Raw genomic sequence first — 15,830 nt, forward strand, 5'->3', positions numbered from 1 at the left:
TGTATCTATCTCCATGCTCGGACTGATTTATCGGATGATCAAGGGGCCCTCAGTTGCGGACAGGGTAGTGGCCCTGGATGCAATCGGTATAAACCTGATCGCGATCATTGCGCTTGTATCCATGATCCTCGATACAAGTGCCTTCCTGGAGGCAATCCTCTTGCTTGGTATTCTTTCATTTATTGGGACAGTTGCGTTCTCCAAGTTTATTGAAAAAGGGGAGGTTATCGAAAATGGCCGAGATCTTTAAATTCATTGCCGGCTGCTTGATACTGATTGGGGCATTCTTATCGCTTGTGTCGGCATTCGGCATCATCAGGCTTCCTGACGTATATACCAGAAACCACGCAGCCTCGAAGAGTTCAACCTTGGGAATCATGTCAATTCTTATCGGTACATTCATTTATTTCTTCCTTGAACACGGACATTTCAATTCCCGTATATTGCTTGGCGTTGTTTTCATCTTTATAACAGCTCCTGTCGCCGGCCATATTATAAGCAGGGCTGCTTATAATACGGGTGTGAAATTATGGGATAAAAGTGTGCTGGATGATCTGAAGCAAGCACATGATCGTATTCCTTCGGAGCAAAAAGATCAATAATCCCAATCTCTATTCATTTTGGCCTGCTGTACTTTTTCAGTTAAGCAGAGTACATTTTCCTCTTTTAGCAAAAAAGATGCAGCCGCCTAAGCGTTTGCATCTTTTTTGGTTGATATCACAGCCAGTGTACAGCGAGATACACAAATCAAATTATCCTCTTCATCGCGGATTTTGATGTCCCATACCATCGTGGTTTTTCCCCTGTGGAGGATATTCCCTTCAGCTGTTACATAGCCGGTTCTCTTTCCGCGGATATGGTTTGCATTTATTTCTAGGCCGACAACCGCCTGCGTCTCTTTATCCACTATTTCAAAGCCTCCCACACTTGCGACTGTTTCTGCCAGTGCCACGGAAGCGCCGCCATGGAGCAGGCCGAACGGCTGCCATGTTCTTTCATCAACCGGCATCGTTGCGATTACCTTGCCTTCTCCCAGCTCTTTAATTTCTATTCCCAGGGAATTCATTAAGGTTTTTTCAAGTTTCATAGTGATTTCTCCTCATTTTCTTTCTTTTTTTACAATGTTCTTCATCTTTCTTAGAAAATCCTTCTTTTTTAAGATTTTTTCATTCAAACACCCTGATTTCCTCAAAAAAGAGGCTGTGTCCATAAGAGTTCTAACCCTTTCGCACAGCCTCTAAATTGTCTAGCTTATTCTGATGAAAAACATTCGACTTGCTGTTTCACGAATTTTGTCCTTCATATCCCTGATGAAAAAACCTTTAACTGCTGTTTCACGTGCTTTGTCCTTCATATCCCCAAATGAAATACATTTTACTAGCTAGTTCCTAGACTTTGTCGTTGATAGCTTTTCACTTTTCATTTGAAAATCTTTCAACCAATAGCGCAAGTGTTCTTGTCATGATACCTGTTGCCCCGGCGGTCCCTAAATCGGATGAACTGCTTGTTGTCGCGGTTCCCGCAATATCCAGATGGACCCAGGGCGTATTCTCTGCAAATTCACCAACGAAAGCGCCTCCCATGATGGCATGCCCCGCACTTCCCGGCGAGTTATTTAAATCGGCAATTTTGCTGCCGCGTACCCGTTCTTTGTCTTTTTCGGTGATCGGAAGGCGCCAAATAGGTTCTCCTGCTTCAAAAGATGCTTCAAGTACATGTTCGAACCATTGCTCATTGTTCGTCATTGCACCAGTCATATCGTTGCCCAACGCTGTAATGACACCGCCGGTCAAAGTCGCAACATCCACTAAATAGTCGGCCCCATGCTGTTTTGCATACGTTACGGCATCAGCAAGCACCAGGCGCCCTTCTGCATCCGTGTTCAATACTTCAATCGTTTTTCCGCTCATTGATGTTATGACATCATCCGGTTTAAAAGCATTTCCGCTGACCATATTATCTGTTGAAGGAATGACGGCCACCACATTTTGCTCCGGCCTTGTTTCACCAATGATCTCCATGGCCCCCAAAACAGCTGCTGCCCCGCCCATATCGGTCTTCATTCCGACAATGCCCGCTTTGGTTTTCAGTGAATAACCGCCTGTATCAAACGTAATCCCTTTTCCTACAAGACCGATTACATCCTTCCATTCATCCTTGCCCTGATATTTCAGGACAATCATTTTCGGCGCTTCCGTCGAGCCTTGATTGACTGCCAGCATTGCCCCCATGCCAAGCTTCAGCATGTCTTCCTTTTCCAGGATCTCCGCTTCAAAGTTGTACCGTTCGGCAAGCTGTGATGCATAATCAGCAAGATCGGAAGCAGTAAGCAGGTTTCCGGGAGTATTCACAAGATCCCTCGCCGAATTGGTAGCCATTCCGAAAACATGGCCTACCGTCAGGCTAGCCGAAATTTCCCCGGCCTCGTGTTCAGTATAAACTGTGATTTGCTCAATTTTCCTTTCGACTTCGTTGGATTTTTGCTTGTATCCCGCAAATTCGTATGTGGCCAGGGCGAATGCTTCCCCGAGAGCGTGGGACACATCAAGTGTGTTGATGTTTTCAGCCGTGAATGTATCGAGCGCTACGGACAGGCTTGTGAATTTCGCATTGTGCAAGGATTTAAATGCTTTTCCAAACGCTTCTCTTAGCGATTCAAAAGTTAGTTCTTTTTCCTTTCCCAACCCGACAAAAATCAAGCGTTTTATTCCCATCCGGCCCAGTGTATGTATCCGCGTTACTGCTTTCTTTCTTGAAGAAATATCGCCTTCCTTCGCCAATTCCGTCAGCTGTCCGTCCAGTTTGTTGTCAGCTGCCTCGGCTGCACCGGTGAACTTTATGGGTTTTTCAAAAACCCCCAGGATCATGCACTCCTCTTGCCGATCTAATCTGATTTCATTTTGAACAGTAAACATATGCGACCTCCCTGATATTCTCTAGACCTATTATAGCTGAGCCATTCCTTTATTTCGAATTTTCCATGCCTTATGTGAATACATATCCACAGAAAAGATTCTTGCACATATACGTTTAATTTCCTCTTGTTTCGTTTATAGACAATATATGAGGAGAACCTGTCTTTTCTGTTTTAAATAGCGTAATCACGTTATCTTAAGGAAAAACTAAAAGAACATGCATTCTTCCATTATGCAGCACAGAATACTGGAGAAAGAAGGTTGGTCCGATGGAAATGCTTTTTAATTTCCCTTTGGTAGCTTCACTGATTTCAATTTTTTTCGCTCAGTTTATTAAAGTGCCCATTCAATATATTGCCTTGAAAAAGCTGGATTGGTCACTTATTACGTCAACAGGGGGTATGCCAAGCTCACATTCAGCAGCCGTCACTGCCCTCGCGACAGGTGTGGGGTTAAAATCAGGCATGTCCTCGCCTGTTTTTGCAGTGGCTGTGATTTTTGCAGTGATCACCATGTTTGACGCTTCGGGAGTCAGGAGGCAGGCCGGGGAACAAGCTGCTGTTTTAAATAAACTTGTAGCAGACTTCAATACATTTGTCGCTGAAGCGAAGAAATGGCAAAATAAAGAAGAAGCCCAAAAACAAAGAAAATTAAAAGAACTGCTTGGCCACAAGCCGATTGAAGTATTCTTCGGAGGGCTGACGGGAATATTCGTTGCACTTTTTCTTCATTTTTATATTTTTTAAGGTTGGTGAATGTATGTGAAGATCATTTCTATTTGCCCGAGCAATACCGAGCTTTGCGCCTATCTCGGGATACAGGACAGGCTGATTGCCGTTGATGATTATTCAGATTGGCCCCAGTCGGTCGCTTCTTTGCCAAGAGTCGGGCCTGATCTTTCTATCAACATGGACATGGTCCAAGGTTTACAGCCTGATTTGGTGCTTGCCTCTTTAAGTGTTCCCGGAATGGAAAAGAACATTACTGAGCTGGAAAAACGAAACATCCCCCATATCGTGCTGAATCCGCAATCCTTAATGGATATAGCAAATGATTTAAGGACATTGGGAAGGGCTGTTGGGGAAGCAGCCCGTGGCGAAGATAAAGCCGCTGAATTTTTACAAATTATCGAACGGTTCCAGGCTATCTCGGACACGATCACCAATAAGCCATCCCTTTATTGGGAATGGTGGCCCAATCCGCTGTTTAGCCCGGGAGGTATTAACTGGCTGACTGAAATCAGCCGGCTTGCCGGTGCTTATAATCTTTTGGAAGATATCGAACTGGCAAGTGTGCAGGTAAAGCCTGAAGAAATCATTCAGCTTAATCCCGACTTTATTTGCCTGGCCTGGGTCGGAGTTCCCGAAGAAAAAATCAAGCCTGATTTAGTAAAAAAACGCAACGGCTGGGCTGAATTGGATGCTGTAAAAAAAGATAACATCCTGGTTCTCGAAGAACCCTTGTATTGCCGCCCGTCTCCCCGCCTCATCGAAGGATTGATCAAGCTCGCAAAGAACCTCCATCCGAAAGAATATATGGATCTGGAAATTCATATGTCTGCTTAATTAAAAAACACGCCGATTGGCGAGACTTTGTAACACCCACAGGATGTAGCGCACTTAGAGTGTGTCAGGTAATATACTTTCATACTACCTGACAAAAAAATCCTTGCCCGTAATCCGGGCAAGGATTTGTCTTATTATGTATTACTTCTTCGCCTTGCCTGTGAACTGCTGGCGGAACACCTGCAATTCTTTCGTTTCATTTAAAGAAGTTAACTGTTTTTCAGATAACTTGCCGTCACCTTTTTTCACTATGTATACATCCAATGTTTTTTTGCCCCAGTGAGCATAAACCTCATGTACCGTATCGTAATACAGATCCAATTCATTTCCGGTGATGGCTGCTCCTTTATCGGCAACTACCCCATATCCGTATCCCGGTATAAAGAGAATCGTCCCTACAGGAAATACGTTTAAATCCGCTGCAACGGTCGAATATAAGTCCCGTTTAACTTTTACTCCGGAAAAGGTAATCCCGTAAGATGGGCTTCCCGGTTGTTTTCCGGTGGATTCATACCCCGCAGTATAGCCGGTGGCGACTACCTTCCGCTTTGGATATTGGGAAAAATCAATGGTATCCTCGATCGTTTTTGAGGTCACGGCCGTATTGGCCGAAATGAACGTTTTCGTTCCCTTTGCCTCTATCAATGTTTTAAATCCGAGCTTCGTATACCTGTGTACATGGCCTGATTCCTGCCATTTTCCACACAATTCATCCTGGCTATTTGGTATACTGGCTGCCGCTCCGGTTATATGGACGAAAGTGGTATACAGTGCCAATATAAAAAGTAAAATGATCGCAACTCTTTTACATAGAGTTTTTATTTTTTTCATATTAGGGTTCCTCTCCTCTCACAAGAATATTTCTTTCCAAAAAACAGAAAAGTATTCTTCTGGAAGAACAGAATAATTTTTTATTAACAGGCTCAGGTCTAGGAAATGTAAAAAACAGGCATTCACAAAATGTGTCAGCCTGTTTTGATTAAAACATCCTGTATCCTTTTTTCCGAAGCATTTTTATTACGATTCCGGCCAAGAATGCACCCGCAAGCCCGCTTGACAAAATCACAATGTCGGCCGTATGCAGGCTTCCAAATCTTTCTCCCAGGTTCATAAACGAGTTTGCCGGATTCCTGAAATACTCGATTAATTTCACTTCATTTACGATTGAAATAGCAATTAAAGGAAATAATACTACCATGATCCAGGAAGACCGGAAAAGCATGTTCAACAAAAAGCCGATTCCAAAAAATAAAATAAAAAATAAAACCACCGATATGATTAAAATGGGTATAGACATCTGCATAGCAGCAAGCCCCTCCTCCGGAAGCATCACTATTAGTGTACTTAATGAGGGGAGGCTCGTCAATAAAGGAAATGATCCAGCATAGTATTACCGTTTTCGCCTGTTAAACCCGCAGATCAACCATTTTTGCATTCCATAATCAATCTTCTTCTTTTTGTCCGCCGCCGCAGCAGCATGAACATGTTTCCGAACCCCCTAAAAGCAACTGGAAATACCTATTGCCGGAACAATATTCACATTCTTTCGCACGTGTAATCACAGAAAATCAGCCTCCGATAAATTTTAAATTTTCTGATGATATATCAAATAAAGAAAGAAATGAAAACCAGCATTTTAGCTGTTGAAAGTTTATTTAAACGGATACAAACTTATTTTACTTTCTTTTGCTTTCATTTGATTAAAAATAGGGTACTTCACATAAATAGTTTATACGACGTATAGCCGAATTGGTTTCCTGGATTTATCCCATCCAAAATAGTTTGCATCCTTTCTTTTTTGAATGAAAGGAAGTGTTCCAGCATCATGGAACGGTTTGGCTCTTTCAATAAAGCCTCGGGAGCGAAGAACCTTGCTTCATATAATTCGTCCAGCTGGACAGTGAGCTCAAATCTGTCGGCTTTCAATAAGAAAATCAACATATTATCACTTATTTCGTCTTGGATAACGCCGCTCCGGACACCGATCAATCCTTCTATCTTCGCTGCGATACCCGTTTCTTCGCGGACTTCTCGGATTACCGCTTCATCAACGGTTTCATTTTTATTCACAAACCCGGCAGGAAGGGACCACATCCCTTTTAAGCCGCCATACTTTTTCTTAACGACCAGCCATTTGCCTTCATCTGAAATGACAAGACCTGCAACAGCCAGCCAGACGTCTTTGCAGCGCTCCTTCTTCATCTTATCCCCACCTTGGCCTTTTACTATATTTAACCATATTAATCGAACCAAAAAGAAATGAAAAGAACGCGGGTATATAAAAAACTGCCAGGAGAATAATCCTGACAGTTCAATGAAAATCGAAATTATAGAACGTTGAATTTTCCTTTTTTAACGACCATTGACGGACCACCGATCATGTAAAGGGCACGGTTATCGATCATTTTCTTCATGAAGGATGCGGTTTTCCCTGTCATTTTCTTTCCAAAAGCCACGCCGATTGCATCGTCCTCACCTAGTGAACATACTGTTCCTTTAATATCAGGAGTGAACGTTTCCAGGTTATCCTCGTTGCGCACCAGGGCAGTAATATTCTTAGCGCATGTTACGCCTTGCTGCATCGCAATTTGTGCTGTTGGCGGATATGGGCGATTGATTTCTTCATTAATGATCAAACTACAGTCACCAATTACGAAAATATCATCTTGGCCCGGAGCACGAAGGTCCGGATTTACTTTCACGCGTCCGCGCATAGCTTCAATTCCTGATGCTTCGATAATTGAGCTGCCGCGGACACCTGCTGCCCAAATGACTGTGGAAGCTTTGATTTCCTCCACTTCATTTTCACCTTTTGCAACAATGATGCCTTCAGGTGTACAGCCCTTGATCGCAGTGCCGATTTTGAATTCAACACCTTTTTTCTCAAGATACGCAACCGCATAGTTCACAAGCTCCGGATCAAAGCCGGGAAGAACTGTTGGAGCTGCCTCCACACATATTACACGCACTTTGTGGTAGTCTACATCATATTCTTTGCAAAGCTCAGGAATGCGGTTTGCCAATTCGCCAAGGAATTCGATCCCCGTGAAGCCGGCGCCTCCGACAACGATGGTCAAACGCTCATCCTTCCTGTCCGCTTCCGTATTATAAGTGGCGAATTGATATTCGATGTGTTCACGGATCTGGCGTGCAGAATTCAGGTTGGAGATGGAAAATGCATGCTCTTTCAAGCCCTGGATTCCAAAGGTTTCCGATTCAGCTCCGAGCGCGACAACCAGGTAATCATAAGCTAATTCGCCTTTTTCAAGCTTTACTGCCTTTCCGGCAGTGTTGATCTCTACCACAGTATCCTGAACGAAATCCACTTTATTTTTATCGATTACGCTGCGCACATCATAACGGACGCGGTCAGGCGCAAGCGTACCTGCGGATGCTTCATGCAGCCATGTTGTTTCATAATGGTAATCATTTTTGTTTACTAATACAATATCCGCCTCGTTTACACCTAAAGATTTTTGCAAACGGGTAGCAGTCATAAGACCACCGTAACCTGCTCCTAGGATGACGATTTTCGGCTTTCTCACGGTATCATTTCCACCTTTACAATGTTTTCTTGCGCTGCGCTTTCCATAATCCTATGGTTTCACATTTAGGCCAACTTCATTATAAAAAGCGACGATCCAAAGTTTGTGAATTACTTCACGAATGAATTCAAAAAAATACACACAAAAAGTCATAAAATCTTAACAAAATAATGTCTAAATAAATATTATTCTTTTTCATTGCGTTTTTCAAGCACAAATTCTTAGCAACTCAATGATTGCTGAGCTTGTTAAGGTACAGTGCCATTGCATTTTAATAGGGGATTTCCAAAACTGTCCTAATCCCATACTGAAACCCAATGTAAATTGCAATATAACAAAATCCATGGTGTCGTTAATAAAGATGTATGGATAAGGGGAGAATACCTCTAAAATCTTCCCCTTTCTGTTCACCTTTTCACGTTGCTCCATATAATTTATGCTACAATATTAATTATGACTTTACATTCAATGGGAGGGTTTAGATTGAAGGAGAACGAAAAAGTATATGATATTACCATTATTGGCGGCGGTCCTGCAGGATTATTCACAGCTTTCTACGGCGGTATGCGGCAGGCATCCGTGAAAATCATTGAAAGCCTCCCTCAGCTTGGCGGACAGCTGTCTGCACTCTATCCTGAAAAATACATCTATGATGTTGCCGGATTCCCAAAGATTCGAGCACAAGAGCTTGTTAACAACCTGAAAGAGCAAATGGCCAAATTTGAACAGACCATAGTCCTGGAACAAGCAGTTGAAAAAGTGGAAAAACAAGCAGACGGAGCATTTAAGCTTACTACTGATAAAGAGATACATTACTCTAAAACGATCATCATCACTGCAGGAAACGGCGCCTTCCAGCCGCGTCGCATGGAGCTTGAGAATGCCGCACAATACGAAGGGAAAAACCTGCATTATTTCATAGATGACCTGAATCAATTTGCAGGCAAACGGGTCGTTGTCTTTGGCGGAGGAGATTCAGCCGTGGACTGGGCGCTTATGCTTGAACCGATTGCCGATAAAGTGATGCTTGTCCACCGCCGGGATAAGTTCCGTGCACATGAACACAGCGTTGAAAATTTAAAAAAATCAAAAGTAGAGATCAAAACCCCTTACGTGCCTGCTGAAATCATAGGCGATGGCAATGAAGTAAAACAAGTCGTTTTAGAAGGCGTAAGCGGCGGGGAGAAAGAAGTGGTTGATGTTGATGCTGTCATTGTCAACTATGGTTTCGTTTCCTCCCTTGGTCCGATTAAAGAATGGGGCTTTGAAATCCAGAAAAATTCCATCGTCGTAAATACAAAAATGGAAACAAATATACCGGGCATTTATGCTGCCGGTGATATTTGCACGTACGAAGGGAAAGCTAAGCTAATTGCGACCGGCTTTGGCGAAGCGCCTACCGCGGTGAATAACGCGAAGCAGTATATCGACCCGAAAGCACGCGTCCAGCCGATGCACAGCTCCTCCATGTTCTCCTGATTACAATATTTTAGTGAACGGCACCTGAAAGATAGCCTTGGCTTCCTTTCAGGTGTTTTTTGTTTTGCTAAAAAAAAAGGGGGTACAATCACTATATATAAGTTGCAATGATGTTAAAACGCTAAAAACGTTTCAATATAACTTCCAAATCTAATCGCGAGAGGATGGAAACCATGAACATACTTATTGCAGGAGCAAACGGCAAAACAGGACGAATTCTCACCGGTCTCCTGGAAAAACAGGGACATTACGTAAAGGCAATGGTAAGAAAAGAGGAACAGTTTGCAGATATGAAAGAATTGGGGGCCGATCCAGTCTTGGCTGACCTGGAGAAAAACACAGACCACGCGTTTCAGGATATAGAAGTTGTCATTTTCGCAGCTGGATCTGGGTCTAAGACCGGTCCTGACAAAACAATTGACGTTGACAGAAATGGAGCGATAGCCCTTATTGATACTGCCAAGAAACATGGCATACAGCATTTTGTCATGCTTAGTTCGATGGGTGCCGACCATCCGGAGCAGGGCGCCATGGAAATGAAGCACTATTTCCAGGCAAAGCATGACGCTGATCAGCATCTGGTAAACAGCGGCCTGTCTTATACAATCGTTCGGCCAGGGCTTCTGACAGATGATGAGCCAACCGGGGAAATCATTGCCCAGTCTAAATTGGAAAACAATAAGGGCGCAATCACCAGGGCCGATGTGGCAGCTGTCCTGGCTTCTTCAGTTTCCAATGAATCGACGCGCAACCGCACCTTTGAAATCTTGGGCGGCAACGTACCGATTGAGGAAGCTCTCAATCATTTATAATGAAGAATTAACAAAAAGGCATCCTGCGATAAAACAGGATGCCTCGCTTTTCAAATTAACAATTCTCCGGTGTACCGGCATTCACTGCAGTGCGGAAGGATGATCCACAGCCGCAGGAAGCGATCGCATTAGGGTTGTCGATTGTGAATCCTCCCCCCATCATCGATTGCTTGTAATCGATCTTCAGCCCGTTCAAAATCGGTATATCCTGTTTATCCACCAGGATTTGGATGCCGAACTGTTCGAGCTTCTCATCCCGCTCTCCTGCTTCGTGTTCAAAGCCCATTCCATATGACAGCCCGCTGCATCCGCCGCCTTTTACCGCAACCCTTAAATAGGAGCCTTCCTCATTGTTGTGTTTCATCATTTCTTTTATCTGAAAAGCTGCTGCTTCTGTTAAGTTTACTACTTCACTCATGTTAACACCCTCCCTAAATTATAGTTTGAGAAAGTATACTTACATTCTAGAAATGCATTTGTTACTGCTAGTATATACTAAAAAAATTGCGTTGCTCAACTTTCCAACCTTGTAAAAGTGGTAAAGTGACAATTATCTTCTGTTAAACCATTACATCAAGCGTTATAATCATTTTATAGGCATAATTAACCAGGAATAAAGAATTAGATACATATTAACAAAGGGTGATGGAATTGGAAGAATTACAGCCGGCATTCGACCGTAATGTGGAGTGCATATACTGCAATCATAAATTTACAACTAAAAAGATCCGTTCCAGATTTATCAAAGTGACCGGATACGATAGCGATTTCCGGCCCCAATACACAAACAGCGGCACCAATGCCCTTTTTTATAATATCTCAGTTTGCGCCCAGTGTGGTTTCTCGTTTTCTGATGATTTCACCAAATATTTTGCACCCGGCACGAGAGAACTGATACAAGAAAGAATTACATCCAAATGGAATCCCACGGATTACAGCGGGGAAAGAACAGCTGAAGATGCCATAAAAGCCTACAAACTGGCAGGCTTCTGTGCCACGCTTAAAAAGGAAAAGCATATCACCATAGCAGGCATCTTCCTGCGTATTGCCTGGTTATACCGGGAAAAGGAAGATCACGAGCAGGAACAAAGATTCTTAAAACTCGCTCGCCATGAATACTTAGAATCCTATACAACCGACGATTTCAAAGGAACGCAGGTTTCAGAAGTCCGCCTCTTATATTTGGCAGGTGAACTCTCTACCCGTATCGGTGATATCCCGGCGGCAGTGAAATATTTTTCTATGGTCATTGAAAAACAAAAACAGACAGTAGAAACAAAACTGGTCGACATGGCGAAAGAACGCTGGCAGGAAATACGGGAGAAACAGAAACAGTAATAGGCAACTGATTAAAGCAAGAAAAATTGTAAGGCTGCCGGTGCTGCTGCAGCCTTACATAAGAGCCAGATTGGCCCCTATATATTGAAAAGAAAATTAACATTAAAACATTGGATTTTCATCAAGAAAATGATATATATTTTCAACAAGCTGTTCAGGGGTTTCGCCTGTAACAACTTCCCCATTTACAAGAGCATATAAGCTAGCCGCACACTTCCCGCAATAACCCAGGCAGCCGTATTCGATTATGTCGAAATTGGGATCCCTCTCTAATATCTCAAGAGCTTTTTGCGATCCGCTGGCAAGGTTGCTTATGCAAAATTCTATGATTGGGTACATGCTTTCACCCCTCCTATCATCAACAGAATATCCTACCTCTTTTTTGATGACTCGTCAATGAATCCGGCTTTGGAAAACGCTTTAAGTTTGATATAGTTATTGTGATTATGTGACAATTTCGTTATACTTTTTATGGATTTACTTTAATTCGCCAACAATAAAGCTTCACATGCAATCATTACTATCCTGAACAAATCCTGAGATACAACAGAAAGGATGCAGGGTTATCCAACATGGTTGATTGTATTTTGGATTATGGGGTAAGTGAAACATGTAACAAGTCATTCAGCAGAACACAAAGGGGAAATTCACATGAAGAACTTAGTCATACTTGGCGGCGGTTATGGAGGAATGAGAATTCTTCACAAATTGCTGCCGGATCATCTGCCTGACGATGTGACCATTACTTTGGTGGATCGAAATCCATACCACTGTTTGAAAACAGAATACTATGCCTTGGCAGCCGGTACAATTTCCGATCAGCACATTCGTGTGTCTTTTCCGGAGGATCCTCGTTTGAAAACTGTATACGGGGAAATCACTTCTATAAATCTAGCCGAGAAACAAGTCCTACTTAAGGGCAAGGAAGCTGTTGCTTATGATGATTTAGTGATCGGGCTTGGGTGTGAAGATAATTACCATCATGTTCCCGGCGCTGAAACATTTACTTACAGCATTCAGACAATTGATAAATCCCGACGTACCTACCAGGCGCTGAACAATCTTGGGGAGGGGGGAACGGTATCCATTGTCGGCGCTGGTCTAAGCGGCGTTGAGCTGGCAAGTGAATTGATTGAAAGCCGCTCTGATTTAAAAATTAAATTATTTGACCGCGGCGACCATATATTATCAGCATACCCTAAGCGCTTAAGTACATACGTAGAATCATGGTTCCGGGACCATCATGTAGAAATTGTATCTAACTCCAATATCACGGAAGTCCAGGAAAATGTTTTATATAACCATGGTGAGCCGATACCTAGCGATGTCATTGTGTGGACTGCCGGCATCCAGCCTAATAAAATTGTCAGGGATTTGGATATAGAAAAAGATAAACACGGCCGGGCCGTCTTGACGCCCCAGCATTTCCTTCCAAGCGATGACAGTGTCTTTGTTGTAGGAGACTGCGCAAGCCTGCCGCACGCTCCAAGTGCCCAGCTTGCTGAAGGACAGGCCGAGCAAATCGTGGAAGTCCTTTTGAAAAAATGGGCCAGCGAACCGCTGCCTGAGAGCTTCCCGACCATTAAACTAAAAGGTGTATTGGGATCACTTGGAAAAAAACACGGCTTTGGCCTTGTGGCCGACCGCGCCATCACAGGCAGGGTAGCCAGATTGTTGAAATCAGGGATCCTTTGGATGTATAAACATCATAATGGATAATATTTAAATTCCAGCCCTCGATGACTCCAAAAAGGAGTTGTCGAGGATACAAAAATGATTCAGTACTTCTTCTTGAAAGTCCCATCCTTACCATAGCAAAAACTGCACCTCCAACTATTATTTATAGCTAACAATTGGGATGCAGTTCAATCTCATGGTATATTTTTCGTGATTTCTTACTAAGGCTTTAAAACAACCTTAATGCAGTTATCTTGCCTCGTATCAAAAAGCTCATATCCTTTTTCCGCTTGATTCAAAGGAAGTACATGTGTAACTACATCGCCGATATCAACCTTGCCTGAAGAAACCAAATCATAGATATGCGGCATATAGTGAATCACCGGAGCCTGTCCAGACCTGATATTTACGTTTCGTTCAAAAATATCACCAAGCGGGAATCCATTATACCTGCCGCCATATACACCGGTAATTTGAATCGTACCGCCTTTACGGACTGCCTGGCTGGCAATAACAACGGCACTCATGGTTCCGCCTTGTAGTTTCAAACCAGATTCAAGATATTCCATCGGGGTCATTTTTCCATCCATACCTACAGCGTCTATAACAACATCCGCCCCGCCTTTGGTGATTTCTTTCAAGTATTCTCCAGTATTTTTATGTTGGTCAAGGTTTACGATTTCTACTTTGTTTGTTTCTTTGGCATGCTGCAAACGATAATCTATATAATCTACCGCAATTACCCTTTTTGCTCCTTTTAACCAGGCGTATTTCTGAGCAAGAAGCCCTACAGGTCCGCATCCAAGTATAACGACCGTATCCCCGTCTTTTACACCGGCGTTATCGACTGACCAAAATGCAGTTGATGCCGCATCTGCAAGTAGAACCAGACTTTCATCTTTTACTTCACTATCTTCGGGAATTTTAAATGGCGTGAAATTTGCGTATGGTACACGCAGGTATTCTGCTTGCCCTCCCGGGTAACCGCCTGTCAGGTCAGAATAGCCAAAAAATCCGCCCATATCTCCATTATCATTGGAGTTGTCACATTGGCTTTCCAAATGATTTTTACAATAAAAACATTCCCCGCAAGCAACGTTAAATGGGATAATAACCCGATCTCCTTTTTTCACTTTCGTCACATCGGAGCCGACTTCTTCCACAATTCCCATCGGTTCATGCCCAATAATATAATCTTCGGGAAAGTTTGGGATCATTCCATGTATTAAATGCAAATCGGATCCACAGATTGCTGAGGTAGTTATTTTAACAATAATATCATCTTTTTTCTCTATTTTTGGATCCGGAACGTCCTTGACCCTAACGTCCTTAATCCCTTGAAACGTAACTGCCTTCATTGTATCTCATTCCTCCTATTATTCGTCATCATCAATTTGGGCCATCATGCCCATGCGGGAAGTGTCACCAGGGAATAGATCCAACTTGCCGATCATCATGGCTCCTTTAGCGGATTTAAGATCCAATTGATATTGGTCATTTACGTTATAGGGATGCAGCCAACCCTTCTTCATCATGAAATTGGACACCTCTTCATGTAAAGCGAGTCCTTCCTCCAACTGCTCCCTGAAGGCAGCCCTTACTTCCGGAGTCCTGGATTCTGTCAAAGCATATGCTGCGTTCCTAACCCCAGTTTTAACGCTGAGTAAAAATTCTAATGCCAATGCTGAATCTGCCATCTCGGGCATGCCTTCAGCATTTTCAACCTCCATATAATCATTGATCATTGAATATCACCTTCATTCACTGGATTTGGAATTTTATAAATTTTTTGTAATTGTTCAACTGCTTTCATCGATTGTTCTACGTCTCTGACCATAAACGCTTTCAAATCTTGATCGAAAACCACGCCTGACATCATTTTTGACTTGATAATGCAAGTGGTTTTGAAATTAAGCATTTCATGGAGTTCCATTGTTTCATGGTAGGCTAGTCCTGTCTGTTCCATTTATATTCACCTCCAGTGTTATCTCAACAGTAGTATTGCCGGACAATTTATCTGTTATGTGACTAATAATTTGGTTAAATTAATTTACATTACATGACTTTGTATAACAATATAAAAAGAATTGTTAAAAGCTACTCAAAAATGTTCTGCCTGATCTGAGTCCTATAGGGTGTTTTAACAAAAAAACCCCACAGATTCTTCTGTGAGGTTCAGCCGTTACCTTTCAAGGGATGAAAGGTAATAATAATATACCGTCGAATGGTTAGTTTTATACATCTCATCTATTTTCCGGAAGCTACACAACTGGTGTTATTCTATTTTTCAGTTGTGTTCCAGGTTTCTTTTGAATCTTTACTCGGTCTTTCTTTCTTTACTCTTCTAGGGTCAAAATTTTCTGGATTCGCGTAACTGTGTGTACCCTTTCCATTTGGCATCCTTCATCACTCCCACTCTCATTTGGATAGTCATTCGCACTTTTATCTTGCAAATAAATCTTCTCGATTATAAGAGGAATAAAGAGGGAATGTTCAAAT

The 15,830-nt window shown here is 42.7% G+C and carries 20 protein-coding genes; 8 read left to right on the forward strand and 12 right to left on the reverse strand.

Annotated elements, in window-relative coordinates:
- The first annotated feature begins 13 nt into the window (after positions 1 to 13).
- Together D0466_RS09850 and mnhG are read left to right on the forward strand one after the other, a co-directional pair.
- Positions 14 to 250, forward strand: a complete 237-nt coding sequence (locus D0466_RS09850) for a Na(+)/H(+) antiporter subunit F1 (RefSeq protein WP_407675630.1) — start codon at positions 14 to 16, stop codon at positions 248 to 250.
- On the forward strand, positions 234 to 602 hold the full coding sequence (gene mnhG, locus D0466_RS09855) for a monovalent cation/H(+) antiporter subunit G (protein ID WP_117322403.1): 369 nt from the start codon (positions 234 to 236) through the stop codon (positions 600 to 602). The genes D0466_RS09850 and mnhG overlap by 17 nt, the downstream gene beginning before the upstream one ends.
- Before the next feature lie 86 nt (positions 603 to 688).
- Here mnhG and D0466_RS09860 read toward each other — a convergent pair whose 3' ends face one another.
- Together D0466_RS09860 and D0466_RS09865 are read right to left on the reverse strand one after the other, a co-directional pair.
- Complete coding sequence (locus D0466_RS09860; protein WP_117322404.1) at positions 689 to 1,087, reverse strand: hotdog fold thioesterase; 399 nt, start codon at positions 1,085 to 1,087, stop codon at positions 689 to 691.
- A gap of 325 nt (positions 1,088 to 1,412) precedes the next feature.
- Positions 1,413 to 2,915, reverse strand: a complete 1,503-nt coding sequence (locus tag D0466_RS09865; RefSeq protein WP_117322405.1) for a leucyl aminopeptidase — start codon at positions 2,913 to 2,915, stop codon at positions 1,413 to 1,415.
- 269 nt (positions 2,916 to 3,184) lie between these two features.
- On the opposite strand from D0466_RS09865, the gene D0466_RS09870 reads away from it, so the two are divergent.
- Together D0466_RS09870 and D0466_RS09875 are read left to right on the forward strand one after the other, a co-directional pair.
- The gene (locus D0466_RS09870) at positions 3,185 to 3,661 is read left to right on the forward strand and encodes a divergent PAP2 family protein (protein WP_117322406.1); all 477 of its coding nucleotides are present in this window, start codon (positions 3,185 to 3,187) and stop codon (positions 3,659 to 3,661) included.
- 15 nt (positions 3,662 to 3,676) lie between these two features.
- Complete coding sequence (locus tag D0466_RS09875; RefSeq protein ID WP_117322635.1) at positions 3,677 to 4,480, forward strand: cobalamin-binding protein; 804 nt, start codon at positions 3,677 to 3,679, stop codon at positions 4,478 to 4,480.
- Between the two features lie 141 nt (positions 4,481 to 4,621).
- Here D0466_RS09875 and D0466_RS09880 read toward each other — a convergent pair whose 3' ends face one another.
- From D0466_RS09880 to D0466_RS09895, 5 genes are all read right to left on the reverse strand, one after another.
- Complete coding sequence (locus D0466_RS09880; RefSeq protein ID WP_117322407.1) at positions 4,622 to 5,311, reverse strand: 3D domain-containing protein; 690 nt, start codon at positions 5,309 to 5,311, stop codon at positions 4,622 to 4,624.
- 148 nt (positions 5,312 to 5,459) lie between these two features.
- A complete protein-coding gene (locus D0466_RS09885; RefSeq protein ID WP_117322408.1) occupies positions 5,460 to 5,783 on the reverse strand; it encodes a YuiB family protein in 324 nt (107 codons plus the stop codon).
- A gap of 139 nt (positions 5,784 to 5,922) precedes the next feature.
- On the reverse strand, positions 5,923 to 6,042 hold the full coding sequence (locus D0466_RS22190) for a YuiA family protein (RefSeq protein WP_158555883.1): 120 nt from the start codon (positions 6,040 to 6,042) through the stop codon (positions 5,923 to 5,925).
- Between the two features lie 154 nt (positions 6,043 to 6,196).
- Positions 6,197 to 6,682 (reverse strand): NUDIX domain-containing protein, encoded by a 486-nt coding sequence (locus D0466_RS09890; RefSeq protein WP_117322409.1) that lies wholly within the window; start codon positions 6,680 to 6,682, stop codon positions 6,197 to 6,199.
- Between the two features lie 125 nt (positions 6,683 to 6,807).
- On the reverse strand, positions 6,808 to 8,025 hold the full coding sequence (locus tag D0466_RS09895) for an NAD(P)/FAD-dependent oxidoreductase (RefSeq protein WP_117322410.1): 1,218 nt from the start codon (positions 8,023 to 8,025) through the stop codon (positions 6,808 to 6,810).
- A gap of 483 nt (positions 8,026 to 8,508) precedes the next feature.
- Here D0466_RS09895 and D0466_RS09900 point away from each other — a divergent pair, with 483 nt between their 5' ends.
- Positions 8,509 to 9,504, forward strand: coding sequence for an NAD(P)/FAD-dependent oxidoreductase (locus D0466_RS09900; protein ID WP_117322411.1), 996 nt, complete (start codon positions 8,509 to 8,511; stop codon positions 9,502 to 9,504).
- A gap of 173 nt (positions 9,505 to 9,677) precedes the next feature.
- Positions 9,678 to 10,316, forward strand: a complete 639-nt coding sequence (locus D0466_RS09905) for an SDR family oxidoreductase (RefSeq protein WP_117322412.1) — start codon at positions 9,678 to 9,680, stop codon at positions 10,314 to 10,316.
- Positions 10,317 to 10,371: 55 nt separating this feature from the next.
- On the opposite strand, the gene D0466_RS09910 is transcribed toward D0466_RS09905, so the two are convergent.
- Complete coding sequence (locus D0466_RS09910) at positions 10,372 to 10,734, reverse strand: HesB/IscA family protein (RefSeq protein ID WP_117322413.1); 363 nt, start codon at positions 10,732 to 10,734, stop codon at positions 10,372 to 10,374.
- Between the two features lie 233 nt (positions 10,735 to 10,967).
- On the opposite strand from D0466_RS09910, the gene D0466_RS09915 reads away from it, so the two are divergent.
- On the forward strand, positions 10,968 to 11,654 hold the full coding sequence (locus D0466_RS09915; protein ID WP_117322414.1) for a DUF2225 domain-containing protein: 687 nt from the start codon (positions 10,968 to 10,970) through the stop codon (positions 11,652 to 11,654).
- A gap of 102 nt (positions 11,655 to 11,756) precedes the next feature.
- Here the strand turns inward: D0466_RS09915 and D0466_RS09920 are convergent, their stop codons facing one another.
- Positions 11,757 to 11,993: a YuzB family protein gene (locus D0466_RS09920; RefSeq protein ID WP_117322415.1), complete on the reverse strand. Its 237-nt coding sequence runs from the start codon at positions 11,991 to 11,993 to the stop codon at positions 11,757 to 11,759.
- 312 nt (positions 11,994 to 12,305) lie between these two features.
- Here D0466_RS09920 and D0466_RS09925 point away from each other — a divergent pair, with 312 nt between their 5' ends.
- Positions 12,306 to 13,373, forward strand: a complete 1,068-nt coding sequence (locus D0466_RS09925) for an NAD(P)/FAD-dependent oxidoreductase (protein WP_117322416.1) — start codon at positions 12,306 to 12,308, stop codon at positions 13,371 to 13,373.
- A 179-nt stretch (positions 13,374 to 13,552) separates the two neighbouring features.
- On the opposite strand, the gene D0466_RS09930 is transcribed toward D0466_RS09925, so the two are convergent.
- Genes D0466_RS09930 through D0466_RS09940 form a run of 3 tightly spaced genes read right to left on the reverse strand, consistent with a single transcriptional unit; the run spans position 13,553 to position 15,297 of the window.
- The gene (locus D0466_RS09930) at positions 13,553 to 14,689 is read right to left on the reverse strand and encodes a zinc-dependent alcohol dehydrogenase (protein ID WP_117322417.1); all 1,137 of its coding nucleotides are present in this window, start codon (positions 14,687 to 14,689) and stop codon (positions 13,553 to 13,555) included.
- Between the two features lie 18 nt (positions 14,690 to 14,707).
- Positions 14,708 to 15,076 (reverse strand): spore coat protein, encoded by a 369-nt coding sequence (locus D0466_RS09935; protein ID WP_117322418.1) that lies wholly within the window; start codon positions 15,074 to 15,076, stop codon positions 14,708 to 14,710.
- Positions 15,073 to 15,297 carry a spore coat protein gene (locus D0466_RS09940; RefSeq protein WP_101633546.1) on the reverse strand — a complete coding sequence of 75 codons (225 nt, stop codon included), beginning with the start codon at positions 15,295 to 15,297 and terminating at the stop codon, positions 15,073 to 15,075. The genes D0466_RS09935 and D0466_RS09940 overlap by 4 nt, the downstream gene beginning before the upstream one ends.
- Positions 15,298 to 15,830 lie beyond the last annotated feature (533 nt).

Origin of the sequence: Peribacillus glennii, from assembly GCF_003429105.1 — a bacterium.
GTDB classification, from domain to species: domain Bacteria; phylum Bacillota; class Bacilli; order Bacillales; family DSM-1321; genus Peribacillus; species Peribacillus glennii.